Origin of the sequence: Frankia umida (genome assembly GCF_023242945.1) — a bacterium.
Classification (GTDB): domain Bacteria; phylum Actinomycetota; class Actinomycetes; order Frankiales; family Frankiaceae; genus Frankia; species Frankia umida.
Genome location: NZ_JALKFT010000007.1, coordinates 130,633 through 156,544 on the forward strand (window position 1 = coordinate 130,633; position 25,912 = coordinate 156,544).

The following is a 25,912-nucleotide window of genomic DNA, read 5'->3' on the forward strand; positions in this document are numbered from 1 at the left end:
CCGCCGCCAGGCGGCGGCGGGAATGTCGTTACCAGCATTGCGGTGGTGGGGCCGGGCGTACCCGGCACATCCCCACCACCGTCGATGATCACACGCCTACGGTCGGAGCGTCCATGACCGTACCCCCGGCGCACTCCGAGGCTAGTGCATCGGGGGCACGGTCGCGAAAAGGGTGCGACCCGTGTTGTTCGGCGTGGCGCCACCCAGCCCCCGCCACCCGACCACACCAGCTACTATGAGTGCTCCTTGACGTACTCCTCGTACTCTGTGGCGGTGAGCAGACCGTCGATACCGCCGCCCGCGAGCGCGATCTCGACCAGCCACCCATCACCGTAGGGATCGGAGTTGATCAGTTCGGGCGAACTCACCAGCGCCTCGTTGCTCGCGATCACCCGGCCCGCCGCCGGAGCGTAGATCTCCGAGACGCTCTTGGTCGACTCGACCTCGCCGAAGGGCTCGCCGGCCGCCAGTTCGCTACCCGCCTCGGGGAGCGAGACGAAGACGATGTCGCCCAGCGCCTCCTGCGCGTACGCGGTGATGCCGACCACGGCGGCGTCCCCACCGAGCCGGACCCACTCGTGCTCACGGGTGTACTTCAGGTCGTCCGGATACACCGGAAGATCGCCTCCCTTGATCGACGTGCTCAGCCTGCCGGGCGAGCGTAGCGGGCACTGGGCGTCGGCCGCACCGTTCGGATCTCCATCCGGACAAACGTCCGTACACCGGTCTGCGCGCCCTCGCGCGCCGCTACCGTATCGAGCACTCCGCCGGGAATCCGCAGCGCCCGGTCCAGGGTGTGCGCATCACCGATCACCCGCAGCACATAGGGCGCTGTGATCGACCGTCCGTCCACGACCAGTCCGAGCCCCGGATGATCGGCGACATACGTCGACACCCCCACCCGCACCCCCGCGATCTCGATCGCCTCGGCTCCCGCGTCCCGCAGTTCCTGCAGCGCGTCCAGCAGCACCGACGCGTCGACGGACCCCTTCGGATCACGAATGGTCAGCTCCAGCCCCGGCCCCGTCACCGGCACGGTCCCGGCCAGCACCGCCACCTCGTCGGCATCGTCCGGTCCCGGTGTCGCACTCGCGGACGCGGGTGCCACGGACGGTGCGGGTGGCCCCGGCTGCCCGGCCGTCGGCGCGGCGCCGGGGAGGAGACCGGCCACCTGGCGCAGCCGTCCCTCCTGCGCCACGAGCGACCGGTCCGCGGCGCCGATCCCGCGCAGGGTGGCGGCCAACTGGTCCGGCCCCGCCTGCGCCACCGAGAAGGACGGTGCCGCCGACCGAACGGCGATCACACCCCCGAACCCAAGCCCCGCCAACAACAGCAGCGTCATGACCCGCAACCCCCGCCGGGCCCGTGCCCCCCGCTCCGCCCGCTCCCCCAGCGGCGACTCCCCGGGCTCACCGGATGGCTCTGGTGGTCCTGACGGCTGGCCCGCACCACGGTCAGTCCGAGCCGCGTCCTCGACCACGCTGGCGGCCGCGGCCACGCTCTCCGGCCGGTCTGCCGCCACACGTCCGGCCCGGTCCTCGGTCACCGTCTCCGGCTGGGTCCGCGGCACCTCCTGGGCCACGTCCGCGGTCTGGCCCTCGGGCTGGTTCCCAGCCTCGGCGTCCGATGTGTGCGCGGACGCGTCCGACGGCGGCTTCGCGTCCGGGGTCGCCTCGAGGTGCGGGTCCTGCGCGGACGTGGATCTCGCCGGCCTTTTCATGAGCGCCCCCGGGTCGGCCACGACCCGCCGGGGCGCACCGTGCCGGCCTGGCCAGGGCCGCCATCGATGACGCCCGGGGTCGGGGTGGGCATGTCAGCGGCCGACCAGGGCGCGGCGCAGGGCGGTCGCGGAGGTGAAGATCCGGATGCCGAGGACGACGATGACCGCGGTCGAGAGGGCATCGGCGAAACCGACGAGTTCACCGAGCAGCACCAGCAGCACCGCGACGGCGACATCGCCGACGAAGGACACGACGAAGACCCCATCGTCGAAGGTCCGCTCGACGAACGCCCGCGCGCCGCCGAGGACGGCGTCGACGGCGGCGACCACCGCGACCGCCAGGTAGGGGGCGAGCCAGTGCGGTGCCGTCGGCCCGAGCAGCAGGCCTGCCGCTACTCCGATGAGCAGAGCGAGCAGGGCGGGTGTCATCGACCTCGGAGCCGTTCTGGCGATCATCCGCGCTATCCGCGTCATCGGTGTCCTTCCCTCATCCGGTCCGGCGGACGTTGCGCAGCACCGGCAACGGTGCCGCGGGCAGGGTCATGGTCGCGGACCTGGTCACCGTCAGGGCGGTCGCCGGCGAGTCCGGCTGGTTGCGCAGCCGGTCGACGACGGCCGAGCGTTCCAGCCGGGTGCCGAGTTCACCGGCATCACCGAGGGCCTCGATCACGTAGGGCGCGGTGACGGGCAGCAGGCCGACGAGGATGACGTTCGCCGCGGCCCGGATGGCGCTCAGTGCCGTCAGCCGTACCTGGTTCACGCTGATCGCCTCCGCGCCCGCGATCCACAGCACGTTGACCAGGTCGGCGACGTCATGATCGGTGATACCGACGCCAGCGCCGACGCCGACGCCGTCGGGAAGGCGCCCGGAGAGAACGATCCGGACGCCCGGGCCGCGCACCGCGGCCCAGCCCCCGGGCGGGCCGAGCGCGGCGACGTCGGCCGCGGAGCGGGCCTGCCACTCGGCGGCGCGGCGTTGCCGTGAACGTCCGGCCGCCACCTGACGCTCCAGCGCGCCGACCCGTTCCCGGGTGAGTGTGAGCTCGGCGGAACGGGCCTGTACCTGGGCGCGCAGGGCCTGCTCGAGTCGCTGCCGGGCCGGTGCCTCGGCGACCCCCCGGCGCACCCCGAGCGTGACCACGCCGGCGAGCAGCAGCAACGTCGCCATCAGCACCATCGACCGCCCAGGTCGCCCGGCCCGATCCCACACAAGGGGCATTTTGACGGACGGCGGCCGCATTACTGCCGAACGTGGTGCCGCGCGCCGCGGTGGGGGGCGCTCAGCGGGACTCGACGACGTCGGCCCAGTGGCGCAGCAGGGTGTGGGCCTCGGTGAGGTCGGCACCCTCTGCCCACAGATGCGTGACGGCCTCACTGGGGTCGGGCAGGACGAGAATCCACGAACCGTCGGCGCCCACCACGCGCACGCCGTCGGTGGTGTCCAGCGTGAAGCCGGCGTCCACGTCGACGGATTCGACGACGCGGCGCATCACGGTGCCCTTGACCGCCCAGGGGGTGGGCACCGAGCGGCGCAGGATGGCGACCGAGGGTATCCGGGCGTCGATCACGGACAGGGTCAGTCGGGTCCGCGAGACCAGGGCCAGCAGCTTGACGAAGGCGGCGAGGCCGTCGATGGCCGGGCCGAACTCGGGGACGACGAAGCCGCCACGTCCGTCCGCGGCGAAGACGACCCCGTCCTGCCGGGCGACCTGGGACAGCGCCGGCGCGGACGTGGGGGTGCGCCGCACGCTCAGGCCGTGGAACCGGGTGACCTGGTCGGCGACCCGAGTGGTGGTGACGGGCAGGGCGACGGCGGCGCCGCGGCTCTCGGCGGCGACCAGGTCGAGGAAGACCAGCAGCGCGCGGTCGTCGTCGATGAGGTCGCCACGCTCGTCGACGATCGCGAGACGTTCACCGGTGTGGTCGAAGCGCACCCCGAAGGCGGCGCCGGAGCTCGCGACCAGCGCGCCGAGACGGTCGGTGGCGCGCAGGTCGTCGGTGGCGTCGTAGGCGGGTATGGTCTCGTCGACCCGGCCGTTGACGGTGAGGACGTCCACGCCGAGCCGGCCGAGCAGGGTCGGCAGCACCAGCGAGGCCGCTCCCCCCGAGGGGTCCACCACGATCTTGAGTGCGGCGTCCGTGACGCCCGTGGTGTCCACCCGGTCGAGCAGGTCCTGGATGTAGAGGTCGAGGGTGCGCGCGGGAAAGCGCAGGTCGCCGATCTCGCCGGGGAAGGCCCGGCGGAACTCCTGGCGGGAGAACACCCGGTCGAGCTTGCGCTGGGCGGCCGGGGAGAGATCGTCCCCCTCCGCGTCCAGGAAGAGGATGTCGATGCGTTCCGGATCTCCGGGGGTGGTGCGCACCATGATGCCGCCGGCCGCGTTCGACGAGCGGACGTCGAAGCGGGCCACTGGCATCGGCGCGACCTCGAGGTCGCGGATGTTGATCGCCCCGGTGGTCAGCGCGCTGATCACGGCGCGTTTGAGGGCGCGGGCGGCGCGGGAGCCGTCCCGGGCGGTGGTGACCGTGGCGCCCTTCTTCAGGGTGGTGGCGTAGGCCGCCGAGAGCCGGACCACCAGCTCCGGGGTGATCTCGGCGTTGATCAGGCCGGAGACGCCGCGCGGGCCGAACAGGGTGCGCTGCCCGCGCGACTCCCAGATCACCGAGGTGTTGACGACCGCGCCGGCCTCGATCGTCTTGAACGGGTAGACCTTCACGTCGTGGGAGACGAAGGCCTCCTCCCGCACGACGCACTCGTCGCCGATGACCGCGCCCTCCTCGATCCGCGCCGCGCGCAGCACGTCGGTGCTGCGCCCGATCACGCAGCCCCGCAGGTTGGCCTGCGGGCCGATGAGGGCGTTGTCCTGGACGATCGCGCGGTGCAGGAAGGCGCCGGACTTCACCAGCACGTTGCTGCCGAGCACGGAGTACTCGCGCAGTTCGGCTCCGGCCTCGACCTTGCTGTAGTCCCCGACGACGAGGGGACCCTTGAGGACCGCGTCCGGATGCACCTCGGCGTCCTCACCGATCCACACCCCGGGTGACACCTCGAAGCCGCCGATGTCGACCTCCACCTTGCGGCCCAGCACGTCGGCCTGGGCCCGCAGGAAGCTCGCGATGGTGCCGACATCCTCCCAGTAGCCCTTGGCCACATAGCCGTAGACGGGTGCGCCGGCCTTGACCAGGCGGGGAAACACATCCCCGGACCAGTCCACCGCCTCACCGGGTGGCACGTGCGCCAGCACCTCCGGCTCCATCACGTAGATGCCGGTGTTGACGGTGTCGGAGAAGACCTGGCCCCAGGTCGGCTTCTCCAGGAAGCGCAGGATGCGGCCGTCCTCGCCGGTGATGACGATGCCGAACTCCAACGGGTCGGGCACCGACGTGAGCGCCACCGTGACCAGTGCGCCGACCCTGCGGTGGTAGGCGACGAGCTCGGTCAGGTCGATGTCGGTCAGCGCGTCGCCGCTGATGACCAGGAACGCCTCGTCGCGCAGCGCGTCCTCGGCGTTCTTCACACTGCCGGCGGTGCCCAGCGGAGTCGTCTCGGTGGCGTACGACAGGTGCATGCCCAGCTCGTCACCGGCACCGAAGTAGGTGCGGATCATCGAGGCGAGGAACTGCACCGTCACGACCGTCTCGTCGAAACCGTGCCGCTTGAGCAACCGCAGCACATGCTCCATGATCGGCCGGTTGACCACGGGCAGCAGTGGCTTGGGCAGGTTGGCGGTCAACGGTCGCAGCCGGGTGCCCTCGCCGCCCGCCATGACGACCGCTCTCACCGATGACCTCCCGCTCCGGCCGCCCCCGCCGTCGCGGAGCTGCCCGCTGATCCGCCGCCGCGGCCACGATGTGCTCGGACCAGCCGCGCCGCCTGAAGGAAATAGAGCGCGCCGGACCACCAGTACAGAGCGATACCCCAGATCGCGAACGCCCATCCGACCGGACGGGCGGCCGTCGCGAGCCAGGAGTCCCCGGCCGAGAGCAGCAGCAGCGGGAAGGCGTAGAGCAGGTTGAACGTCGCCGCCTTGCCCAGGTAGTGCACGGGCAGGGCCACCCCCACCCCGATCCGGCGCAGCAGCGGCGGCAGGGCGAGCAGGGCGACGTCCCGGGCCAGCAGCGCGACGGCGAACCACAGCGGGACGATGTCGCGCACGGTCAGCGCGACGATGGTGGACAGGATGTACAGCCGGTCGGCCAGCGGGTCGAGCAGGGCGCCGAGCCGGCTGGCCTGGTCGAGCACGCGGGCGAGCTTGCCGTCGAGGTAGTCGCTGACACCGGCGAAGGCCAGCACGCCGAAGGCAGCACCGTCCGCCTCCGGGCCGAGGACCAGCCACAGGAACAGTGGCACGCCCAGCAGGCGCAACGCCGACAGCGCGTTCGGAATCGTCCAGATCCGGTCCGGCGACGGCGCCCCGCCCGGCGGCGCTGTTCGGTCTGGTGGTGCTGTTCGGTCTGGTGGTGCTGTCCCGGCCGGCGGCGCCTCGGTTGGCACGGCGTCCTTCATGCGACGTCCTCCTCCACCGGGCGCCCCAGCGGTCTGATCGACCGCTCGGCGCTGTCCCTACGACCCGGCGGGCCGGACAGTGCTGACGCTAGCGGATACAGCCGTCAGTGGATGCGGCCGACCTTGTAGGTCGAGCTGTAGATCGGACGCAACGACACCACACCGCCGGTCTGCGGAGCGGCCCACATGTACCCGTTACCGGCGTAGATGCCCACATGGTAGATGTTGCCGGGCGTCCCGTAGAAGATGAGGTCACCGGGCTGCTTGCCCGACTGCGGCACCTTGGTGGAGACGTTGTACTGCCCCTGGGCGGTGCGCGGCAGGGAGCGGCCGAGCTGCTTGAACACATACTGGACGAGCCCGGAGCAGTCGAACGAGTACGGGCCCTCCGCGCCCCACACGTACGGCTTGCCCTTGTTCAGCGAGGCCAGGTAGACGGCTTTCTCCCCGATCGAGCTGCCGGGGATCACCGTCGGGATGGCCTGCGAGATGACCGAGCCGTCGACACCGACCCGGCCGACCCCCGTGCCGGTTCGGGTGGGGCTGGCGATCGTCACGGTGGCGGCGCCGGCCAGGGAGGGCCGCAGCGCGCTCGAACCATCGAAGACCGCGGTGATCGTGGTGGTGGACAGCAGCCGCGCGGTGATCTGCGCGTTGCCGCTGGCATCGGTGTGCAAGCGGGTGGACGTCTGCCACTGCGGCCCGTTGACCACGACGATGCGGATGTCCTGGCCGGCCAGCGGCGCACCCGTGTCGGCCTCGGTGGCGCGCACGGTCAGCACCACCGGGGTGTTCGGGGCGACGGTCGTCCTGTCCGCGGTGATCGAGACGTTGGTGAAGACCGGGTCGTGATCGGCGATCGCGGTGGCCAGCGGTGCGAGGGAACGGGCGGCCGTCAGGTCACCGGAGGCGCTCTGGGTGGACGTCATGGACGCCTCGCGCAGCAGCGAGTTCGCCTCCAGGGAGGAGGAGCCGTCCGTGCCGGCGGGGACGGTCGCCGCGAAGGCCGCCGTCGACGCGGCGATCGTGCCGGTGGTGAAGGCCGCGATGGTCACCGCCCGGCGCGGCGGGGCGGAGCTACGACGCCGCGACGTGCCGGAGGCGGTCGCGGCGGAAGCACGGGGGACCGCGGGGCGCTGGCGACCGCGGACGAGCTGCTCCCAGTCGTCCGGCAGCCAGGCCATAGCACGACGTGGCAAAACGCGTCCTTCCCGTGCGCTGGCGAGGTGAGACGCCGGAAGCGGGCCGGGGTGCCCGATCACCGACGGACCCGGTCAGTACCGAGGCAGACCACGCGCTGACGAGCGACGGTGGTGCTCCCCCGGGACCGTGGGTCCCCACGCCTGCCCCGGCAAACTCGGAGGGGTCGCCGAACCGGGGGCAGGACTAGGCGCATCGGTTCGACGGGTATCGCAGTTGGCTTGCGGGTGCCCACACTTCGCCTGCGGCGCATCACTTCTGAAGACCCAAACGAAAGTGCTGCTGACGACGATAGTGGACATACCGCTATTGCCGGCAACCACCCCGAGCCCAACGCTTGGACACCCGCAACCGATACCCCCGTCCGCCAGCAAGCCGCGCACTCTCGATCACCATCCGTCAGTACCGGCGAGCGCCCGCTGTGTCGCGGGAAACATCCGGGTTCCCTGCGCACCCGCTCCCTGACGTGGCGTCGCGGGCTACCCGTTCGATCATGACCGTCCGCGTGCGTCCGGCTGTGCGAACCCACCCCGACCACATCCGGCACCCCCAGCCGGACGCACCCACCCCGACCGGCCGCTGTTCGCACCCGATCCCGGGACCCGCCCGGCCCTGCGGGGTGCCGTCCGGCCCGTCGCCGTCCACGATGGTGGTGGCGTTCCGGGGGGTGGACCTTGGTGTCGTCGCCGTAGCCAGACGAGCATCAGTCGAGGTCGCGGGCATCCGCGGCCACCGCCGACCGCCAGCGTGACCGCGCGGCGACCATCCGCGTTCGCGGCGTCGCGCAGGATGGACCGATGAGGTCCGACCCCCTGATGACCGTGACCGAGGTGGCCAATCACCTGCGTCTGACCGCGTCGTCATGGCGCGAGCAGGTCGCCGCGGGCACCGCCCCGCCCCCTGACGACCCGGACACGGCCACCGACAAGCCCGAGTTCCGACGCCGCCCCCGCTGGCACCGATCCACGCTGGACACCTGGAACGAACAACGCCGCATCGAGCGCCGCGCCGCCCGCGAGGCCCAGGCCGCCCAGTCCACTCAGACCGGCGGATAGCCCGGACCCGGCGAATTTCGGGCGGGGCCCGGCGATGCCCATGGCTGCCGTGATCCACACGGGTGCCGATGGAGCATCCAGCAAATGCGAACGCCCCCTCCGCCACGTTCGGCCGAGAGGGCATTTCCCCTGTCGGGACGACAGGATTTGAACCTGCGACCCCCAGACCCCCAGTCTGGTGCGCTACCAAGCTGCGCCACGTCCCGTACGCGAGCAACACTACCGTATCCGCGCGCCGAACAGTGACCGGGGGTCGCGTCGAGCACCGACGCGACCCCCGACCCTCGTGCGCGGCCCCGCGTGGGACCAGGCCGAGGCCATCACCCACAAGGAAGTCCGTGCGGTGCGTCAGCCGCCGGTGGAGCACGGCGCAGGGCCGTTCGGGAGGTGCGGCTGACGACCGCGGACTTTGACTACCGCAGGGAGAGCGAACCTCAGCTGGCGCCCTGGGTACGACGACGCGCCACCCCGGCACCGATCAGCAGGGCACCGATGGTGGCCCCGGCGACCGGAAGCAGCGGTGAGGACGCACCACGGTCGGCCATGCCACCGCCACCGGCGGGCACACCGCCGCCGCCGGCGACGCCACCAACACCGACACCGACACCGACGACGCCGACACCGACACCGGCCGGGCAGTCCTTGTCCTTGTCCTTGTCATCCCAGTTGAACCAGTCTTCGTCCTTGTCACCGTCCTTGTCGCCGTCCTTGACCTTGTCCTCGTCAAGGCCCTTGCCCTCGTCGCCCTTGTTGAGCTCGTCGGCCTCGGCCTTCTTCTCCGGGGCGTCCTTGTCGCCGTCCTTGTCGCCGTCCTTGTCCTTGTCGCCAAAGATGTCCCAGTCGTCCTTCTGGTCCTTGTCGTTACCGCAGACGGGCTTCTTGTCGTCGAATGCGTGGGCCGCGGACGTGCCGACTGCCACGGTGAAGGTTGCGGTGGCGATGCCGGAGATCGCGAGCGCGGCGGCGCGGCGACCCATACCCTTCGTCATCTGGTCCCCTCTCTCACTGACGGTGATCTATGCATCACTGCGAGTGACACCATAGCGACCGGCTGTGAGCATCCGCGCCAAGCGCGCAGGGCGTGGTGCGGCCCGCCGCGACAGTCGACGTGGGATCAAGCGTGCGTTCGCGTCAGCGAAAGCCGGATTCGATCCGGTTCGCCCCCGACCAGGTCGGCCCACCAGGCACATCCGCGTCATGGTCACCCATTGTTGCCTCCCCACTCGCTAGAGTGACGCTCAGTCAGGGGCGATACACGGCGCGATTCCTGCCGTCCCGACGAGGACAGGGGGTGCGAGATGACCGAGCGAGCCAGGTGGCGACAGCTGCCGCCATGGCGCAGGCTGTCGGCGTGGCACGGAGTGCTACTGGTCGGCGTCATGTTGATCCTGGTCAGCGGATTTCGGCTGGCGGAACCGGCATTCGACGCCGTCCGCGGCGGTTCCGGGGCGGACGCGGCGAACGAGCTGCCGCCGATCCCCGCACCGCCCCCGTCACCCCCACCGGCGCCGACCGGGACGGCCACCTCGCCCGCCCCCACCCGGCCCGCGGTGGTGATCAGCGATCCGGCCCGGCTGCGTATCCCCCGGCTGAGCGTCGACGCACCGGTCGTCCATCTCGGCCTCGCCGCGGACGGCACCATCGCCGTGCCCACCTCGTGGGGGGACGTGGGCTGGTACGACCGGGGACCCGCACCCGGCGGCATCGGCCCGTCGGTCCTGGTCGGCCACTACGACTCGACGTCGGGACCGGCGGTGTTCTACCGGCTCAACCAGCTTGTCCCCGGAGACAAGGTGGTGGTCGTGGGAGCGTCCGGTCTCAGCCAGACCTTCCTGGTCGACCGCTCCGAGGAGGCCACCAAGTCGACGTTCCCGACCGAACGCGTCTACGGCCCGGTGACCCGCCCCGAGCTACGACTGATCACCTGCGGTGGGGCGTTCGACTTCCAGACCCGGCACTACCTGAGCAACCTGATCGTCTACGCCCACGCCGACACCACCCTGCCAGCGCCCAGCCCGACCACGAGCGCCGCGGCGGCGACGTCCTCCCCGGGATAGCGCGACGGCCCGTGGCGAGAGGCGCGAAGGACACCTCGCCACGGGCCTGTGGCTTAGCTGGGACGGCGGCGGTCGCCGCGCTCGCGGACCCGGACCGAGATGGAGATGGGTGAGCCGGCGAAGCCGAAGTCCTCTCGTAGCCGGCGCTCGAGGAAACGGCGGTAGGTCGGCTCGAGGAAGCCGGTGGTGAACACGACGAAGCGTGGGGGACGCACGCCGGCCTGGGTGGCGAACAGGATCTTCGGCACCCGACCGCCACGGGCGGGCGGCGGGGTGGCGCCGACGACCTCGCCGAGCCAGGTGTTGAGCCGGCCGGTGGGGATACGGGTGCCCCAGGACTCCAGGGCGGTGCGCAGGGCGGGAGCCAGCCGGTCGGTGGCGCGCCCGGTGCGGGCGGAGACGTTCACCCGCGGCGCCCAGCCCACCCGGCCGAGGTCGCGCACGACCTCACGTTCCAGGGTGACCCGACGGTCCTCGTCGACGAGGTCCCACTTGTTCCAGGCGATCACCAGCGCACGGCCGGCCTCGACGACCATCGTGATGACCCGCTGGTCCTGCTCGCTGAGCGGCTCGCCGGCGTCGAGCAGGACGATCGCGACCTCGGCCGCCTCCAGCGCGGAGGCGGTGCGCAGCGACGAGTAGTACTCGGCGCCGGAGGCCTCGCGTACCCGGCGACGCAGGCCGGCGGTGTCGATGAACAGCCACTCCTCGCCACCGACGGTGACGAGTTCGTCGACCGGATCGCGGGTGGTGCCGGCGACGTCGTGCACCAGCGAACGCCGGCTACCGGCGATCTTGTTGAGCAGGCTGGACTTGCCGACGTTCGGCCGTCCGATCAGGGCGACCCGGCGCGGACCGGTGGTCTCGGTGAACACCTCGCGGGGCGCCTCGGGCAGCGCGGCGAGCACGGCGTCGAGCAGGTCGCCGCTGCCCCGGCCGTGCAGGGCGGACACCGGGTGGGGCTCGCCGAGCCCCAGGCTCCACAACGCCGCCGCGTCCGCCTCGAACCGCAGGTCGTCGACCTTGTTCGCGACCAGGATGACGGGCAGCCCGCTGCGGTGCAGCACCCGGGCGACGGCCTCGTCGGCGTCGGTCGCGCCGGTGACGACGTCCACGATGAACAGCACGGCGTCGGCGGTGTCCAGCGCGGCGCGGGCCTGCTCGGAGACCTGGGCGGCGAGACCGGAGGCGTCCGGCTCCCAGCCGCCGGTGTCGACCAGGGTGAACCGGCGGCCGTTCCAGGTCGCGTCGTAGGCGATGCGGTCACGGGTGACCCCGGGAACGTCCTCCACGACGGCGGCGCGTCGACCGAGGACCCGGTTGACCAGCGTCGACTTGCCAACATTGGGCCGACCGACGACGGCGACGATCGGCTGCCCCAGTGCCGGCCCGCCGAACTCGCCGTCGTCACCGTCGGCGAACCCGACCAGTTCGGCCGCCTCGGCCAGCCAGCCAGCCTGCTCCGACCCGCTCGGCGCCTCGCCGCCGCCCCGCGCACCGCTACCGCCCCGCGCACCGCTGTCACTCTGCGCACCGCTGCCGCCGTGCGTCGCTTTACCGCGCATCCGGCCGTCCAGTTCGTTCGTCACTGTCATCGTCTCGTCACTGGCATTGCTGCCATACCTGTCGTCAGAGCCGGTGATCCTCGATGATCACACGGTGGAGCCGTCGTGGGTGGCCCGGGCGGTCTCGAGATGGTCCAGCAGGCGTACCCGGATGTCCTCGGCGACGGCGGCCAGCGCCCGACGCGAACGGGGGTTCGCCGGCACCTCCACCTCGAACGGCTTGCCGAACACCACCCGTACCCGCACCGACCGGCGCGGCCAGCGCGCGCCCTTGGGCAGCGCCTGAGCGGTGTTGAGACAGGCCACTGGCAGCACCCGGCAGCGCCCGTGGACCGCCAGGTAGGCGATGCCATGCTGGACGGCGGCCATCTCACCACTGCCACGGGTACCTTCGGGGAAGACGCCGATGGCACCGCCTCGGGAGAGCTCATCGAGTGCGGTGTGCAGGGCGTCCCGGTCAGGACGGCCGCGGTCAATCGGGATCTGCCCGCTGAACAGCAGCATCCGGCCGACAATCCGAGTGTACATCTCGGACTTCACCAGACAGCGCACGGTCCGTGGTGCCTCGATCACGACCAGCGGGCCGTCCAGCCAACTGCTGTGGTTGCCGGCGAAGATCAGCGGCTCGCCGTGCGGGACGTTCTCCACGCCCTCGAGGTTGACCCGCATGACCAGCCGGTTGAGCACCGCACGGACCCCGGGCTTGAGCAGCCGATGCGGCCGGTCGCTGTAGACCGGCGACTGCGCCCCCCGGTGCGCCGCGGCACGGCCGGCGCTACCGGTGCTACCGGTGCTGCCGGCGCTACCGGCGCTACCGGTGCTGGTTCCCGTGCCAGTGCCGGCGCTGGTGCTCGGCGCGGGATCGGGATCGGGGACGGGGAGAGGATCAGCGGTCATGACACCGCATTGGTCGACCGGCCCACGGGGGCAGACTGGCCTACGGCGGTCGACTGGCCGCAGTGGCGCAGGACCTCCTCGACCACCTCGGGGACGCCCATCGTCGTCGAGTCGAGCACGATCGCGCCGTCGGGGACCGCCAGCGGGTCGGCGGCGCGGGTGCTGTCGAGGACGTCGCGGCGGTCGAGTTCGGCCAGGGTGCGGGCGACGTCGTCCACGCCCTTCTCACCGAGCTGACGGGACCGGCGCAACGCCCTGACCTCGGTCGACGCGGTCAGGAACACCTTGATCGCGGCGTCGGGGACGACCACGGAGCCGATGTCACGGCCCTCGACCACGATCCCGCCGGCCGCCTCGATGATCTGGCGCTGCTGGGCGACGAGACGGCCACGCACGGCGGCCACGGCGGCGATCGCGCTGACCGCGTTGGTGACCGCCCGGGTGCGGATCTCCGCGTCGACCCGGGTGCCGTCGACGGCGATCGTCGGGGCGTCAGGGTCGACACCCACCGAGATCACCGCCCGTTCGGAGAGCTCACCGACGGCGGCGGCGTCCTCGATGTCGATGCGCTGCTCCAACGCGAGCTGGGTGAGCGCGCGGTACATCGCGCCGGTGTCGAGGTAGCGCAGGCCGAGGCGACGCGCGAGTTCGCGGGCCACGGTGCTCTTACCCGACCCGCCGGGGCCGTCGACCGCGACGACCAGCCCCCGTCCCGACGAAATGGCCGCCTGCTGCGTCGCGTCGTCGGCGCTCGCGCCGGTGGAAAACGCAGACCCGTGGTCGGGCTCCACCCGATTCCTCCGTCCCGGATACGTGCGGATGATCGGGTCGCGTCCGTCGCGTCCGTCGCGTGCGACCCGGATCAGGCTACTCGGTGCCACTTCAGGATCGTCGGTATGCCGTCCATCCGGTGTTTACCAGCCGGTGGACGACCTCGTCGGCGACCGCCGGATCCACAGCGAGCTCGACGATGCCGGCGGGGGCGTCCAGGCTGTGTTCGAACGGGCCCACATCCTCGATGTTGACACCCCAGTCGCTGATCAGACCGACGATCGCGGCAAGCTGACCGGGCCGGTCGTCGAGCACGACCCCCACCCAGCCCCACTCGCGCACGGTGGCACCGGCCTTACGAGGCAGGCGGGCCCGCCCCGCGTGGCCGTCCCGCATCAGCGCGGTGATGGCAGTGGCGACCTGGGCCGCGTCCCCCGCCTCGAGGACGTCGGCGAGGGCGACGAGCGCACCGCCGAGCGACCGGACCCGGCGTCCGATCGGCTCCCGGTTGCCCTCGATGATGCCGGCCCACAACGCCGCGTCGCTGTCGGCCAGGCGGGTGGTGTCCCGGAAGCCCTGGCCAGCCAGCGGCACGTCGTGCGCGTCGAGTCCGGTCAGCTCCCCGGCCAGCACGCTGGCGAGCAGCTGCGGGACGTGGGAGACCGTCGCCATCGCCTCGTCGTGACGGTCGGGGGTGGTGCGCACCGGTGTCGCGCCGCAGGCCAGCGCGACCGCGGTGGTGGCCGCCAGGGCCGCGTCGACGGTCTGCGGCAGTGGGCACACCGCCCAGACCCGTTCGGCGAACAGGTCTGGGCGCGCGGAGACGGCGCCGTGACGTTCCCGGCCGGCGATCGGATGCGCCGGGCACCACGACGACAGGTCGCCGCCGAGGCGGACACCGTCCTCGACGGGCCGGGCCTTCACGCTGCCCGCGTCGCTGACGGTGTCGGCCAGACCGCCGAGCAGCAGTTCGTGCACCTGCCAGGCGATCGTGGGCAGCGGGGTGGCGACGACGGCGTGCTCGACCCGCTCGCCCGCCCAGCGTCGCCCCGCCCCCATCTTCTCGGCGATGGTGACCTGGGCGTCCTCGGCGTCACGCAACAGCACCTCGACGCCCTGCGCGGCCAGCGCGAGGCCGATGCTCGTGCCGATCAGCCCGGTACCGACGATCCCGACCCGGCGCGGCATCGATGCCCGGTCCGTGGCCGTCGACAAGGGTTCAGCTGGGCTCACAGTCCGACGTCGCGGTAGAGCGCGCCGACCTCACCACGACTGAGGTGCCGCGGCCGGCCGGCGCGCAGCGTCCCGAGGGTGACCGGGCCGAGCTGGGTGCGAACCAGCCGGTGCACCGGGTAGCCGACGGCCTCGAGCATCCGGCGCACGATGCGCGTGCGTCCCTCGTGGATGACGACCTCGAGCATGACCCGCCCGTTGGCGTTGTCGACGACACGCACCGAGTCGGCGCGGGCCGGACCGTCCTCCAGCTCGACGCCGGCACGCAGCGTGCGCGGAACCTCACGGCGCATCGGCCCGGACACCTCGACCAGGTAGGTCTTGGCCACCTCGAAGGACGGGTGGGTCAGCCGGTGGGCGAGCTCCCCGTCGTTGGTGACCAGCAGCAGTCCCTCGCTGTCGGCGTCGAGGCGGCCGACGTGGAACAGCCCCGGTCCGAACTCGGTGAGCAGGCCGGCGACGGTCGGGCGACCACGGTCGTCCGACATGGTGCTGAGCACCCCGCGCGGCTTGTTCAACGCCAGGTGGATGAGCCCGCTGCGGGTGACGACACGCACGCCGTCGACCTCGATGATGGCCGTCTCCGGGTCGACGCGCCGTCCCTGCTCGCGCACGACCGCCCCGTCGACGCGGACCCGACCCTCGTCGATCATCTCCTCGCTGGCCCGCCGAGAACCCACTCCCGCCGCCGCCAGGACCTTCTGCAACCGAATGCCCTCGGACGCGGCATCGCCCAGCCGGCCACGGCTGCTGCCGCCGCTCACCGGGGCCTCACGCCGCACCGCGGCGTCCCGGCCGACCGGCACGTCACGACGCGCTGGGGCGTCACGACGCACTGGGGCGTCACGACGAGCGGGGACATCCCGACTACCGGACGCCTCCCGGCGGGGCGGTGCGTCCCGACGGAAGGGCGCACCCCGACCAGCGGGAGCGTCCCGACGGACAGGTGCACCCCGACCAGCGGGAGCGTCCCGACGGACGGGCGCGTCCCGACGGGCAGGAGCGTCCCCACGGGCAGGGGCATCCCGGTAGGCGGGCGCACCCCGACCAGCGGGAGCGTCCCGACGGACAGGTGCACCCCGACCAGCGGGAGCGTCCCGACCAGCGGGTGCACCCCGGCGAGCAGGCGCCTCCCCACGGGCAGGAGCGTCCCGGTAGGCGGGCGCGCCCCGGCGGACGGGCGCGTCTCCACGGCTGGGAGCGTCCCGACGGGCAGGCGCCTCCCGGCGAGCAGGTGCGTCCCGATAGCCAGGCGCCTCCCGGCGAGCGGGCGCGTCCCGACGGGCAGGCGCCTCCCGACGAGCGGGCGCGTCTCCACGGCTGGGAGCGTCCCGACGGGCAGGCGCCTCCCGACGGGCAGGCGCCTCCCGACGGGCAGGCGCGTCCCGATGGCTGGGCGCCTCCCGGCGAGCGGACGCGTCCCGACGGCCAGGCGCCTCCCGGCGAGCAGGCGCCTCCCGGCGAGCGGACGCGTCTCCGCGGCCGGGTGCGTCACGGCGGGTGGCCTGCCGGCGGGGAGCGGAGCTTTCACGGCTGACAACGGCGCCTTCACGGCGGATGTCAGGTTCTTCACGGTGTGACAAAGTCATCCAGATCGTCGAGTCCTGGGAGCAGGGGGGCCAGCGGGGGCAGCTCCTCGAGGCTGCGTAGGCCCATCCGTTCCAGGAAGTAGTCGGTCGTGCCGTAGAGGATCGCACCCGTATCCGGGTCGTGCCCCACTTCCTCGACCAGCCTACGGGCGGTCAGGGTACGGATGACGCCGTCGGCGGAGACCCCGCGCACCGCACCGATCCGTCCACGGCTGACCGGCTGCTGGTAGGCGACGACGGCGAGGGTCTCCAGCGCCGCCTGGCTCAGCCGCGCCGACTGGCCGGCCAGGACGAAACCCTCGACCCAGGGGGCGCACTCGTCGGCGGTGTAGAACCGCCAGCCGGCGCCGACGTGACGCAGCCGGAACCCGCGTCCGTCGTGCGCGTAGGACTCGGCGAGCTGCGGCAGCAGGCGTTCGATCTCCCGTGCGGACGCCCCGAGCCCGGTGGCGAGTTCGGCGACACCGACCGGTTGTTCGGCGACCATCAGCACCGCCTCCAGCAGCGCGGCCAGCGGTGGCCGTTCGCCCCGCGGCACCCGCGCCGACGCCGACGGCTGCGACGGCTGCGACGGCTGCGGCTGGGTCGGTGACGTCGGCTGTGGTGGCACCGGGTGCGCGGGCGGTGGCGGGGTCACGAGGCCTCCCTGTGCGCGTCGTCGTCGGAATCGGGATGCGGGTCGTCGTCCCCGTACGAGGCGTCGTCCCCGTACAGGCCACGACCGACGGCGTACAGATCGGCGGCCACGTCGTCGGTGGCGATCCAACGCACGGTGAGCTCCCCGAGGGGAACCTCCTGGTCGAAGGACACCCGCCCCTCCCGAAACAGCTCGAGCAGAGCGAGGAACCGCGCCACGACCTCGATCGTCTGGCGGCAGCCGGCGCACAGGGTGCGGAACTCCGCGGTACCGAGTTCCCGCAGCAGACCGATGATAGCGATCATGTGCTCTCGGACGCTGACCCGGGGCAGATGGACGTGGTCCGTCGCGACCAGCGGTGGCAGCGGTGGCTCCCGCAGCCGGGCGGCCAGCGCCGCGAGCTCACTGGGACCGATGCCGATCTGCACCTCGGGCAACGCGTCGGCGTAGCGGGACTCCAGCGCCACCGCCCTGGGCACGTGCCGGGCCTCCAGCGCCATCAGACCCGCGAACAACGCCGAGGCCTCCTTGTACGCCCGGTACTGCAACAGCCGCGCGAACAGCAGGTCACGGGCCTCGAGCAGAGCGAGGTCCTCCGCCTCGTCCTCGGAGAGGGCGCCGGGCAGCAGCCGGGCGGCCTTGAGGTCGAGCAACGTGGCGGCGATGACCAGGAACTCGGTGGCCTGACCCAGGTCGAACCGGTCGCCCAGCCGTCGCAGATGCGCGACGAACTCGTCGGTGACCTGGGAGAGCGCCACCTCGGTGACGTCCAGCCGGTGCTTGGCGATGAGGGAGAGCAGCAGGTCGAACGGCCCGGAGAAGTTGGCGAGCTCGACCACGAACGGTTCCGGTGCCCCGCCCCGCGCCGTGATCATCGGCTTTTTCGCCGCCGCGGCGCCGGCCGACTCACCCACGCCCTCGGACGCGCCGGCGGCGCCCGTGGCCTGTGTGGCAGCGCGGGAGGGGGTCATACGGCAACGCTACGCCTGGCCATCCGGGCATGATCGGCCGACTCTGCGGCCCGTCCCACCAGGTACGCAGGACGTCCAACCCGGTGCGCACCGCCGTCCACACGGGTGCGCGGCGACCCCGCCGGTGCGCGCTCCGGCGCGGGACGACCAGGCCAGGCGCGGGCGGGACAGCCCCGGGACCGGTCAGACCAGGTGCAGGCCGATGAGCGAGCCGAGGCCGCGCAGCAGCGGGCCGATGAGCTGGCCGACCACGGACGGGAACCCGGGGAACAGCGCCGGCAGCAACAGCAGCGCCAGCAGGATCACCAGGCCGATGTTGCCGTCGGTGAGCCGGTAGTGGGTGTTGCGCCAACCCTCGGAGGTACCGCCGAGCAGGAACACCAGCCGGCCGCCGTCGGTCGGCGGGACGGGGATGAGGCTGATGATGAACATTGAGGCGAACGTCACCGCGAGCCACAGGGTGAACTCGGCGGCGAAGCTGTTCACGACCGTCGCCTCGATGACCCGATCGCCGAGGTCGATCGACGCGCGGTCGCTGACCAGGCCGAACAGCGCCAGCGAGCCGAGCGCGAGCAGCAGGTAGGCCAATGGCCCGGCGAGGATCGCCGCCGCCACGTGGAAGCGCCGACGCCGCCACACGTCGTTCATCGGCACCGACTCCGCCCAGCCGTGCCCGACGATGAACACGGCCAGCCCGCTGAACGGGGTCAGCCGTGTCCTCACGCTGGCGGTCAGCCGCCCGGCCCGCATCGGGGTGGGGTCGCGCACCAGGCGGGCGGTGAGCACCTGGGCGGCGTCGTGCACGAACACGCCGATCGCGAAGGCCACCAGCAGGGCGAGCAGGACCGCCGGTTCGGCGAGATGGAACAGCACCGTGTCACCTTTTCACGTACGTCCCGGTCCGGACGCCCCGGCGCCCGACTCAGCCGATGGCGGGCGGGGTGTGGTGACGGACCATCACTTCCCGGGCCAGGCGTCGGTATCCCGCGGCCCCGACCGACGTCGGGGCGTAGGTGGTGATCGGCTCGCCGGCCACCGTCGTCTCCGGGAAACGCACCGTCCGGTTGATCACCGTGTGGAAGACCTCGGCGGGGAACCGTTCGACGACCCGGGCGAGCACCTCGCGGGCGTGCAGGGTGCGCGCGTCGTACATGGTGGCGAGGATGCCGGCGACCTCCAGGCGCGAGTTGAGCCGTTCGCGGACCTTGTCGATCGTCTGGAGCAGCAGTGCCACTCCGCGCAGCGCGAAGTACTCGCACTCCAACGGGACGATCACGGCGTCGGCGGCGGTGAGCGCGTTCACCGTGAGCAGGCCCAGCGAGGGCTGGCAGTCGACCAGGATGACGTCGTACTCGTCCAGGACGGGGGCCAGCGCCCGGGCCAGCGAGTGCTCCCGGCCCACCTCGGTGACCAGCAGCACCTCGGCCGCCGACAGGTCGATGTTGCTCGGCAGCAGATCGAGTCGGTCGACCTGCGTCTCGACGATGACCTCCCGGACGTCGCTCGCCCCACCGAGCAGCAGATCGTGCACGGTCAGGTCGAACTGCATCGGGTTGATGCCGAGCCCGACCGACAGCGCCCCCTGCGGGTCGAAGTCGACGAGCAGGACACGACGGCCGTACTCGGCCAGCGCCGCACCCAGGTTGATCGTGCTCGTCGTCTTGCCGACCCCGCCCTTCTGGTTGCACATGGCCACGATCCAGGCCGGGCCATGGGATGTCAGCGGTGCCGGAATCGGGAAGGACGGCAGTGGTCGACCGGTCGGGCCGGGCTCGCCGACCCCGTCGTCCAGACTCTCGCCGCCGGTCTCGAGCTTCCCCTCCTCGGACAGTCGGGGTTCACCGACAGTCACCTCGCCATAGGACAAGCGGATGGGGGGATCGACGGACGGGGCGTCGGTGGAAGGGACCACGGAGGGGTTGCTCCTTCTACAAAGAGCAGAAACGGACCGGTTGGAGCGTACCGACCCGCACCCGCTCCGGGGGTTCCTGGGTGGCCATGAGGCGGCGTGTCGCGTGATGGGCGGCGTGTGCGCGTTGCCACGGGCACCTGTGGTGAAACCCGAATCAGGTACCCGGTGTAACTGGTGAGATGCAATCTGACCTGCATGTCCCGATGTCACCGCCCGTGAGCGCTAGCACCGTCCCGGCGCCACCGCCGCCGCGCCGTCGCCGTGTACTGCGACCTCCGGGCCGGTCCGCGGCGCACTCCCGGTGGCCCCGGCAGTGGCCCGTATGGGGCGGTCGGCCGGCCCTTCCCGCGTCCCCCGCGGACCGCACCCGCCCCTGTCGCGACGCCCACCCCACATCCCGCTCGTTCACTCCGCGTTCCGCCACGCCGCGGAGCTACCCCGTTTGGGGGCCGTCAGGGCGCGGTGACCGACCGGAGATCGCATCCGGACGGGCGGGGCGGGGCGGGTCACCAGTTCGGCGGATACGGTCTGGCCACGGGGACCGCCAGCGGGGGCCGACCGGACGGGTGCAGCACGCCACCCGACACCGGCCATCCCCGCGGGGCGGACCGCTCCGGGTTCGGAGTCAGGTTCGGGGTGAGGAGCAGGCGGCATGACCGGCAGTGCGAACCTCCGGGTGGACCGCGTCATCACACGTGGCGGGTTCACCCTGGACGGCCAGACCTTCATGGTCGACAACAACGTCTGGCTGGTCGGCGACGATGACGAGGTTCTCGTGATCGACGCGGCCCACGATCCGTCCGTGATCGCCGCCGCCGTCGGTGGCCGCACCGTCACCGGCATCGTCGCCACGCACGGCCACAACGACCACATCAACGCCGCCGCCGAACTCGCCGACCTGGTCCGGGCCCCGATCGCCCTGCACCCCGCGGACGACGAACTGTGGCGCATGGTCTACCCGCGCCGCCCCCCCGACCGTGCCCTGGCCGACAACCAGATCCTCACCCTGCCCGGCGGCGGCGTCCTGCAGGTCCTGCACACCCCCGGTCACTCCCCCGGCGGTGTCTGCCTCTACGGCCAGCTGCAGAACAGCCCCGTCCTGTTCAGCGGCGACACCCTGTTCCGCGGCGGCCCGGGCGCCACCGGACGCTCCTTCTCCGACTTCCCGACCATCCTCACCTCGATCCGCAGCCGCCTGCTCACCCTCCCGGCGGCCACCATCGTCCACACCGGCCACGGCGACGACACCACCATCGGCGAGGAAGCGCTGGACGTCGACGACTGGGCCCGCCGCGGCCACTGACAGCCGGTTCGGGATTCGTCCACCGGCCCCGGCCAGGGACACCAGCTCGGGGCCGGTGGACGCGCCCGCACGTAACCGTCAGGGGCGACCGTCAGAGGTGGCTGTCAGCAAGGACCGTCAGAGGCGACCGGCGGTGTGATGCCGGTCCTTGTCGTGGTGATGGGCGCTGCCCGGGCCGCGGGCGGCCCACAGCGGAGCGACCGCGAAGATGAGACCGACCGCGACACCGACCTGGAGAACGTGGCGGATCCAGTCGATACCGCCGGTGTGCCGGACCCCGATCGCGCTGGCGATGAGGTTACCGACGAGCGCGCCGACGATACCGACGGCGACGGTGAGCCACAGCGGCATATCCTGCCGTCCCCGCACGAGCAGACGAGCCAGCACGCCGATCACAAGACCGGCGAAGACTATCCAGATGACTTGGAACATCCTGCACCCCCAGGTCGAGATCCTCCCTGTTTTCTCTCCGCCCGCCCCCGTCCACAAACAACCCCGCCCCGTCCCCACCCCCGCCTCGAGCCCCGCCCCCGTCCCGGATCCCGTCCGAGGTCAGCGGACTACCAGGGGCCGGCGGTGGATCGGTGGCGCGGGTCAGCCGCTGCCGGGGAGCGTGTTGGGGTCGATGGCGAGCAGGTTGACGGCGGTGATGCCCGTCCGCGTGGTGCCGATGATGTGGACGCGGAAGTAGCCGTGCAGCCGGTAGAAGCCGCGGGACGAGTCGAAGGTCGCGCCGCGACCGGCCATGTCACTCAGGCGGTAGGTGGTTCCGGTGCAGCCCAGGGCGGTGTCCGAGCCGGGAGCCTGGCCGAGGGACAGCGTGTTGCAGGAGTCGTAGAGGGTGAAGTTGGGGACGGACTCCCCGCCGAGATCAGGGCCGGGGAAGAAGGACTGGCCGTTGCCGTCGGTCGGTGCGAGCAGATCCAGCAGGACGACCTCGGCCTCATGATCGGCGATGAAGTCGACGAACGACTGCCCGGCCGCGAGCTGGCTGACGGCGCCCCGGAAGGCCGGCACGTCGTCGAGGGCGGGCAACGGCGCGTCGGTGGGTGACGACGAACCGCTGGCCGACGTCGAGCCGCTGGCCAGCGCGGCACTGTTGGCCGCCGGTCCGGTCAGCCGGGTCCCGACCCTGGGATACGGCACGGAGCCGGCCATGTGCGGGGAAACCATGCGAACCACCGGCGTCGGCGTCGGACGACCCGCCCCGCCGGCACCGTTGCCGCCGGACCCACCAGCGGCATGGGCCGCCCCGAGGGCCGTCAACGTGGCGACCGCCGCGGCCAGCGCCGCGAGCATGGCGTTGCGACGAGGATTCCGCCCCGCCGATGCCCCCGCGGGCGCCCCCGCCGGCGATCCGCCCAGTGGCCCGCCACCAATCCGCACGATCTCGCGCGAACCGGAAGCAGCTCTGGTGTCGGCACCGGTGCCGACGCCGATCTGGGCCACGACCAGTCGTTCCCGAGCCCAGGCCGGGGTCGCCGGCCCCGGCTCCAGCCCCGACCCCGACTCGAGCGCCGGCAGGCTCCCGCCGACGTCACCGGCACCGTCGAGTTCGGTGCTTTCGCCGATGTCCGCGACGTCGCTGTGACTGTCGCCGACCACATCCTCGCCACGCTCGCGCTGCTCTGCGGCGGCCATCGACCAGGCCTGACCAGCGGCATCCTCGGCGGCTTCGGATACCGGGCCAAAGCCGCCGGATGCCACCGGCGACCGCTCGAGTGCCCCGCCGGAGCCGTCGGAGGCCTCCCGCGGCTGCCTCGTCGCCGCCTTGGGCGACTCGAGTGAGCCGTCCGGATCGGCCGGGCTGATGCCGGGGAGACGTCCCACGGTTCGCCGCGCTCGGTCCTGTGCCGGGCCATCGTCGCGCTGATCAACCCGGTCCACCGCGTCCGGATGATCAGCGCCCTCCCATGCCGCCTGGACGGACGCGCCGGCCACGGCCATCGCCATCGCCGCGGCCCGGCCGGAGCCGACCGGCTGCTCCCCGGACACCTCCGGGGCACGCCGCTGACCGGGAACGCCTGGCTCGCGGGCATCGTCCTCGTCCAGGCCAGCGCTCTCACCCCGACCGGCACGCTCATCCCGACCGGCGTCCCCATCTCGACCGGCGTCCCCATCCCGGCCGGCACGCTCATCCCGTCCGGGGTTGGCGAATCGGACGGGCCGATCACGGCAGGACGGATCGTTGCGGGACGGCAGTTGGCCGCCAAGGGTATGCCAGGGGGTCAGCGCCTGCGGGTCGAGCAGGCCGGTGACCTCGGCGACCGCTGGTGGTCCGGCTGGTGCGTCGTCGGGGCCGGTGTCGCCACCGGACCTGCCGCGGCGGGCCGCGTCACGGGCGGAGGGGGTGCGGCGGGCGGATCGTCCGCGACGGGCCGTGCCGGTGCGCCAGCCGGCCGGCGAACCGGTGACGCCGGGGGCGACCGGCGCCGGCGGGGTGGGAGGCATCCCCACACCTGTCGACCCCGGCACCTGGCCCGGCTGGACCCGTCCACGAGCGACACCGGAATGGTGGGCATCGCCTTCCGGCGCGGTGAATCCGCCGGGACCCCAGGCCCGCAGCCGACGGGCGGCCCGTCCGGGGGGACGCCCCCCCTCGCGGCGCTCATGGGACGGGTCCATGCTGACCGCTGATCGTGGAAGAGGCAGGCCGGCCAGCGTCTGACTGTCGTGGAAGTCGAGGTCGCGCAGACTGTCGCCCTGCGACGAACCCGAGAACCCCACATAGCCGGATGAACCGGACGGAGTGCGGGCCGCGGCGGCGAGCAGTTCGGCCGGGTCGACCGAGGGGATGTCCCAGGCGTCGTCGAGCAGACGTCGGGTGGCGGCGGCGGGATCATCGGAGCGGCCGATCAGGTCACGCAGCAGCGCGGCGGCGGTCGGACGGGCCGACGGATCCTTGGCCAGCGCCGAACGTACGACGCGGCGCAGCCGCCCAGGGACGTTGCCGGTGTCGGCCTCGCTGTGCACCACCCGGTAGAGCAGCGCGTCGGCCCGTCCGGTACCAAAGGGCGGCCGACCGGTGGCCGCGTACAGCACGGTGAGTCCCCAGGCGAACACGTCCGCGGCCGGGCCGACCTCACCGTGCCCGGTGACCTGTTCGGGGGCCATGTAGCCCGGACTGCCGAGCAGGACGCCCGTGCGGGTGGCGGCGGTGGCGTCGACGGCGGCGGCGATCCCGAAGTCGATCACCTTGGGTCCGTCGCCGCTGAGGATGACGTTGCCGGGCTTGAGGTCACGGTGGACGATGCCGGCGCCGTGGATGGCGGTGAGCGCCTCGGCCAGGCCCGCGGCGAGCGCGACGACGACGGGAGTCGTCATCGCACCCTTGGTCGCGATCGCCTCGGCGAGACTCTGACCGCCGATGAGTTCGGTGGCCATCCAGGGGTCGTCGGCGTCGGGGTCGGCGTCGACGAGCCGGGCGGTACAGGCGCCGCCGACCGCGCGGGCGGCCTCGATCTCGCGGCGGAACCGGGCGCGGAACTCCGGGTCGGCGGCGAAGTCCGATCGGATGACCTTGATCGCCACCGCCTGCCCGGTGCTGTCATCGGACCCGAGATACACCACGCCCATGCCGCCGGACCCCAGCCGCGCCTTCAGCGCGAACCGGGCGATCTGCTGGGGGTCTCCCGCGCGCAGTGGCCTCGGCGGCACGTCGACCTCCTCATGTCGTCGGTGTCCACGGCCTGTCCGGCGGTGGCTCCAACCTTCTGCAACTCCAGCCATGCCCGATATGCACGATGTGCCCGTTATTACCGGCAAGGCAACCTGCGGCGGGCCAATCGGCCCCCGGGTCGATCCACCTCGCCGGACTTCGCACTCACCGTGCCGCCGCAACCTGTGGTCCGGTTGTGAACCTGACCTGCGCAGCCCGTGAATCCCGGGCGTCCGCCGGGCCCTGCGCGGGCCATCGGCCCGGTGCCTGCGGCCGGATCGGGCGAGCCCGAACGGGCTACCCGGTCCGGGAGGGGCGACCCGTCACACCGGGCAGCCCCACACGGATGGTCTCGCGGGCCGCCCTCGGGACTTTCGGTACCGGCGCACGTACCGCGAAGGGCCGCGGACGGCCCCATCGGACGGATCGGTTCGCTGCGGTGTCACAAATGGGACTGTACCGATGGAACCGCAGCTACCCGGCCATTCGGCTCCCGACAGACACACCTATCGGTTACCCCAACCGGCCAGCGCTCGACATGATCTGGGGGCCGTTCTGCACAAACGCATCGAAGAGGTGGCGGAAATAGCAGCGGCGGCGCCCGTCGGACGCCGCCGCTGAAGTGCCCTGTGCGCTCAGTTCAGATGCGGGTTCCGTCGGCTACGAACCAGAATGAACCGCTCCACGAGTTCGCCCCCGGCATCATCCGCCGCGGCCGCCCGCGGCACCAGAACCGCTGCCGCCCGGGCGTTTTCCCGGGCCGCGGCAGCTCCCACGGACACTGCCGCGGACGCTGCCGCCGCCGGTGCGACTGCCCTGGCAGGCGCACTCAGCACC

General features: G+C 72.3%; 22 protein-coding genes and 1 tRNA gene. 3 read left to right on the forward strand and 20 right to left on the reverse strand.

What is annotated here, in order from left to right; genetic code table 11:
• Positions 1-233: 233 nt before the first annotated feature.
• From gcvH to MXD59_RS09470, 7 genes are all read right to left on the reverse strand, one after another.
• A complete protein-coding gene (gene gcvH, locus MXD59_RS09440; protein WP_248824358.1) occupies positions 234-614 on the reverse strand; it encodes a glycine cleavage system protein GcvH in 381 nt (126 codons plus the stop codon).
• A gap of 29 nt (positions 615-643) precedes the next feature.
• Positions 644-1,720 (reverse strand): DUF881 domain-containing protein, encoded by a 1,077-nt coding sequence (locus MXD59_RS09445; protein WP_248824359.1) that lies wholly within the window; start codon positions 1,718-1,720, stop codon positions 644-646.
• Positions 1,721-1,813: 93 nt separating this feature from the next.
• Positions 1,814-2,176: a DUF1290 domain-containing protein gene (locus MXD59_RS09450; RefSeq protein WP_248824360.1), complete on the reverse strand. Its 363-nt coding sequence runs from the start codon at positions 2,174-2,176 to the stop codon at positions 1,814-1,816.
• Positions 2,177-2,207: 31 nt separating this feature from the next.
• Positions 2,208-2,888: a DUF881 domain-containing protein gene (locus tag MXD59_RS09455; RefSeq protein WP_248824361.1), complete on the reverse strand. Its 681-nt coding sequence runs from the start codon at positions 2,886-2,888 to the stop codon at positions 2,208-2,210.
• A gap of 112 nt (positions 2,889-3,000) precedes the next feature.
• Positions 3,001-5,487 carry a mannose-1-phosphate guanyltransferase gene (locus MXD59_RS09460; protein WP_248815330.1) on the reverse strand — a complete coding sequence of 829 codons (2,487 nt, stop codon included), beginning with the start codon at positions 5,485-5,487 and terminating at the stop codon, positions 3,001-3,003.
• A gap of 11 nt (positions 5,488-5,498) precedes the next feature.
• A complete protein-coding gene (gene clsA / locus MXD59_RS09465; protein WP_248824362.1) occupies positions 5,499-6,227 on the reverse strand; it encodes a cardiolipin synthase ClsA in 729 nt (242 codons plus the stop codon).
• A 104-nt stretch (positions 6,228-6,331) separates the two neighbouring features.
• The gene (locus MXD59_RS09470; RefSeq protein WP_248824363.1) at positions 6,332-7,426 is read right to left on the reverse strand and encodes a C40 family peptidase; all 1,095 of its coding nucleotides are present in this window, start codon (positions 7,424-7,426) and stop codon (positions 6,332-6,334) included.
• Between the two features lie 798 nt (positions 7,427-8,224).
• On the opposite strand from MXD59_RS09470, the gene MXD59_RS09475 reads away from it, so the two are divergent.
• A complete protein-coding gene (locus MXD59_RS09475) occupies positions 8,225-8,482 on the forward strand; it encodes a helix-turn-helix transcriptional regulator (RefSeq protein WP_248824364.1) in 258 nt (85 codons plus the stop codon).
• Positions 8,483-8,614: 132 nt separating this feature from the next.
• On the opposite strand, the gene MXD59_RS09480 is transcribed toward MXD59_RS09475, so the two are convergent.
• Positions 8,615-8,688: transfer RNA gene (locus tag MXD59_RS09480), tRNA-Pro, on the reverse strand.
• A gap of 228 nt (positions 8,689-8,916) precedes the next feature.
• On the reverse strand, positions 8,917-9,459 hold the full coding sequence (locus tag MXD59_RS09485) for a hypothetical protein (RefSeq protein WP_248824365.1): 543 nt from the start codon (positions 9,457-9,459) through the stop codon (positions 8,917-8,919).
• Positions 9,460-9,780: 321 nt separating this feature from the next.
• On the opposite strand from MXD59_RS09485, the gene MXD59_RS09490 reads away from it, so the two are divergent.
• Positions 9,781-10,539, forward strand: a complete 759-nt coding sequence (locus tag MXD59_RS09490; protein WP_248824366.1) for a class F sortase — start codon at positions 9,781-9,783, stop codon at positions 10,537-10,539.
• 53 nt (positions 10,540-10,592) lie between these two features.
• Here the strand turns inward: MXD59_RS09490 and der are convergent, their stop codons facing one another.
• From der to MXD59_RS09535, 9 genes are all read right to left on the reverse strand, one after another.
• Positions 10,593-12,128, reverse strand: a complete 1,536-nt coding sequence (gene der, locus MXD59_RS09495; protein ID WP_248824367.1) for a ribosome biogenesis GTPase Der — start codon at positions 12,126-12,128, stop codon at positions 10,593-10,595.
• A gap of 63 nt (positions 12,129-12,191) precedes the next feature.
• Complete coding sequence (locus MXD59_RS09500) at positions 12,192-13,001, reverse strand: lysophospholipid acyltransferase family protein (RefSeq protein ID WP_248824368.1); 810 nt, start codon at positions 12,999-13,001, stop codon at positions 12,192-12,194.
• Entirely contained in the window at positions 12,998-13,723 is a 726-nt protein-coding gene (gene cmk, locus MXD59_RS09505; RefSeq protein WP_248824448.1) for a (d)CMP kinase, read from the reverse strand. The genes MXD59_RS09500 and cmk overlap by 4 nt, the downstream gene beginning before the upstream one ends.
• A gap of 160 nt (positions 13,724-13,883) precedes the next feature.
• Positions 13,884-14,960 carry a prephenate dehydrogenase/arogenate dehydrogenase family protein gene (locus MXD59_RS09510; protein ID WP_248824369.1) on the reverse strand — a complete coding sequence of 359 codons (1,077 nt, stop codon included), beginning with the start codon at positions 14,958-14,960 and terminating at the stop codon, positions 13,884-13,886.
• Between the two features lie 41 nt (positions 14,961-15,001).
• Complete coding sequence (locus MXD59_RS09515) at positions 15,002-15,769, reverse strand: pseudouridine synthase (protein ID WP_248824449.1); 768 nt, start codon at positions 15,767-15,769, stop codon at positions 15,002-15,004.
• Between the two features lie 805 nt (positions 15,770-16,574).
• Positions 16,575-17,231 (reverse strand): SMC-Scp complex subunit ScpB, encoded by a 657-nt coding sequence (gene scpB, locus MXD59_RS09520; RefSeq protein WP_372512011.1) that lies wholly within the window; start codon positions 17,229-17,231, stop codon positions 16,575-16,577.
• Positions 17,228-18,202 carry a segregation and condensation protein A gene (locus MXD59_RS09525; RefSeq protein ID WP_248824370.1) on the reverse strand — a complete coding sequence of 325 codons (975 nt, stop codon included), beginning with the start codon at positions 18,200-18,202 and terminating at the stop codon, positions 17,228-17,230. The genes scpB and MXD59_RS09525 overlap by 4 nt, the downstream gene beginning before the upstream one ends.
• Before the next feature lie 183 nt (positions 18,203-18,385).
• The gene (locus MXD59_RS09530; protein WP_248824371.1) at positions 18,386-19,075 is read right to left on the reverse strand and encodes a M50 family metallopeptidase; all 690 of its coding nucleotides are present in this window, start codon (positions 19,073-19,075) and stop codon (positions 18,386-18,388) included.
• Positions 19,076-19,124: 49 nt separating this feature from the next.
• Positions 19,125-20,114: a ParA family protein gene (locus MXD59_RS09535; protein ID WP_308222817.1), complete on the reverse strand. Its 990-nt coding sequence runs from the start codon at positions 20,112-20,114 to the stop codon at positions 19,125-19,127.
• 652 nt (positions 20,115-20,766) lie between these two features.
• Here MXD59_RS09535 and MXD59_RS09540 point away from each other — a divergent pair.
• Positions 20,767-21,417, forward strand: a complete 651-nt coding sequence (locus MXD59_RS09540; RefSeq protein ID WP_163549773.1) for an MBL fold metallo-hydrolase — start codon at positions 20,767-20,769, stop codon at positions 21,415-21,417.
• 117 nt (positions 21,418-21,534) lie between these two features.
• Here MXD59_RS09540 and MXD59_RS09545 read toward each other — a convergent pair whose 3' ends face one another.
• Together MXD59_RS09545 and MXD59_RS09550 are read right to left on the reverse strand one after the other, a co-directional pair.
• Complete coding sequence (locus MXD59_RS09545; RefSeq protein WP_248824372.1) at positions 21,535-21,849, reverse strand: GlsB/YeaQ/YmgE family stress response membrane protein; 315 nt, start codon at positions 21,847-21,849, stop codon at positions 21,535-21,537.
• Positions 21,850-22,011: 162 nt separating this feature from the next.
• Positions 22,012-25,074 (reverse strand): serine/threonine-protein kinase, encoded by a 3,063-nt coding sequence (locus tag MXD59_RS09550; protein WP_248824373.1) that lies wholly within the window; start codon positions 25,072-25,074, stop codon positions 22,012-22,014.
• Positions 25,075-25,912: the final 838 nt, after the last annotated feature.

Excerpts from the sequence above, each read along its gene's own strand:
- MXD59_RS09445 (WP_248824359.1), bottom strand. The coding sequence starts at position 1,720 with ATGAAAAGGCCGGCGAGATCCACGTCCGCGCAGGACCCGCACCTCGAG.
- MXD59_RS09450 (WP_248824360.1), bottom strand. The coding sequence starts at position 2,176 with ATGATCGCCAGAACGGCTCCGAGGTCGATGACACCCGCCCTGCTCGCT.
- MXD59_RS09455 (WP_248824361.1), bottom strand. The coding sequence starts at position 2,888 with ATGGCGACGTTGCTGCTGCTCGCCGGCGTGGTCACGCTCGGGGTGCGC.
- MXD59_RS09460 (WP_248815330.1), bottom strand. The coding sequence starts at position 5,487 with ATGGCGGGCGGCGAGGGCACCCGGCTGCGACCGTTGACCGCCAACCTG.
- clsA (WP_248824362.1), bottom strand. The coding sequence starts at position 6,227 with ATGAAGGACGCCGTGCCAACCGAGGCGCCGCCGGCCGGGACAGCACCA.
- MXD59_RS09475 (WP_248824364.1), top strand. The coding sequence starts at position 8,225 with ATGAGGTCCGACCCCCTGATGACCGTGACCGAGGTGGCCAATCACCTG.
- MXD59_RS09485 (WP_248824365.1), bottom strand. The coding sequence starts at position 9,459 with ATGGGTCGCCGCGCCGCCGCGCTCGCGATCTCCGGCATCGCCACCGCA.
- MXD59_RS09490 (WP_248824366.1), top strand. The coding sequence starts at position 9,781 with ATGACCGAGCGAGCCAGGTGGCGACAGCTGCCGCCATGGCGCAGGCTG.
- MXD59_RS09500 (WP_248824368.1), bottom strand. The coding sequence starts at position 13,001 with ATGACCGCTGATCCTCTCCCCGTCCCCGATCCCGATCCCGCGCCGAGC.
- MXD59_RS09510 (WP_248824369.1), bottom strand. The coding sequence starts at position 14,960 with ATGCCGCGCCGGGTCGGGATCGTCGGTACCGGGCTGATCGGCACGAGC.
- MXD59_RS09525 (WP_248824370.1), bottom strand. The coding sequence starts at position 18,202 with ATGACCCCCTCCCGCGCTGCCACACAGGCCACGGGCGCCGCCGGCGCG.
- MXD59_RS09540 (WP_163549773.1), top strand. The coding sequence starts at position 20,767 with ATGACCGGCAGTGCGAACCTCCGGGTGGACCGCGTCATCACACGTGGC.
- MXD59_RS09545 (WP_248824372.1), bottom strand. The coding sequence starts at position 21,849 with ATGTTCCAAGTCATCTGGATAGTCTTCGCCGGTCTTGTGATCGGCGTG.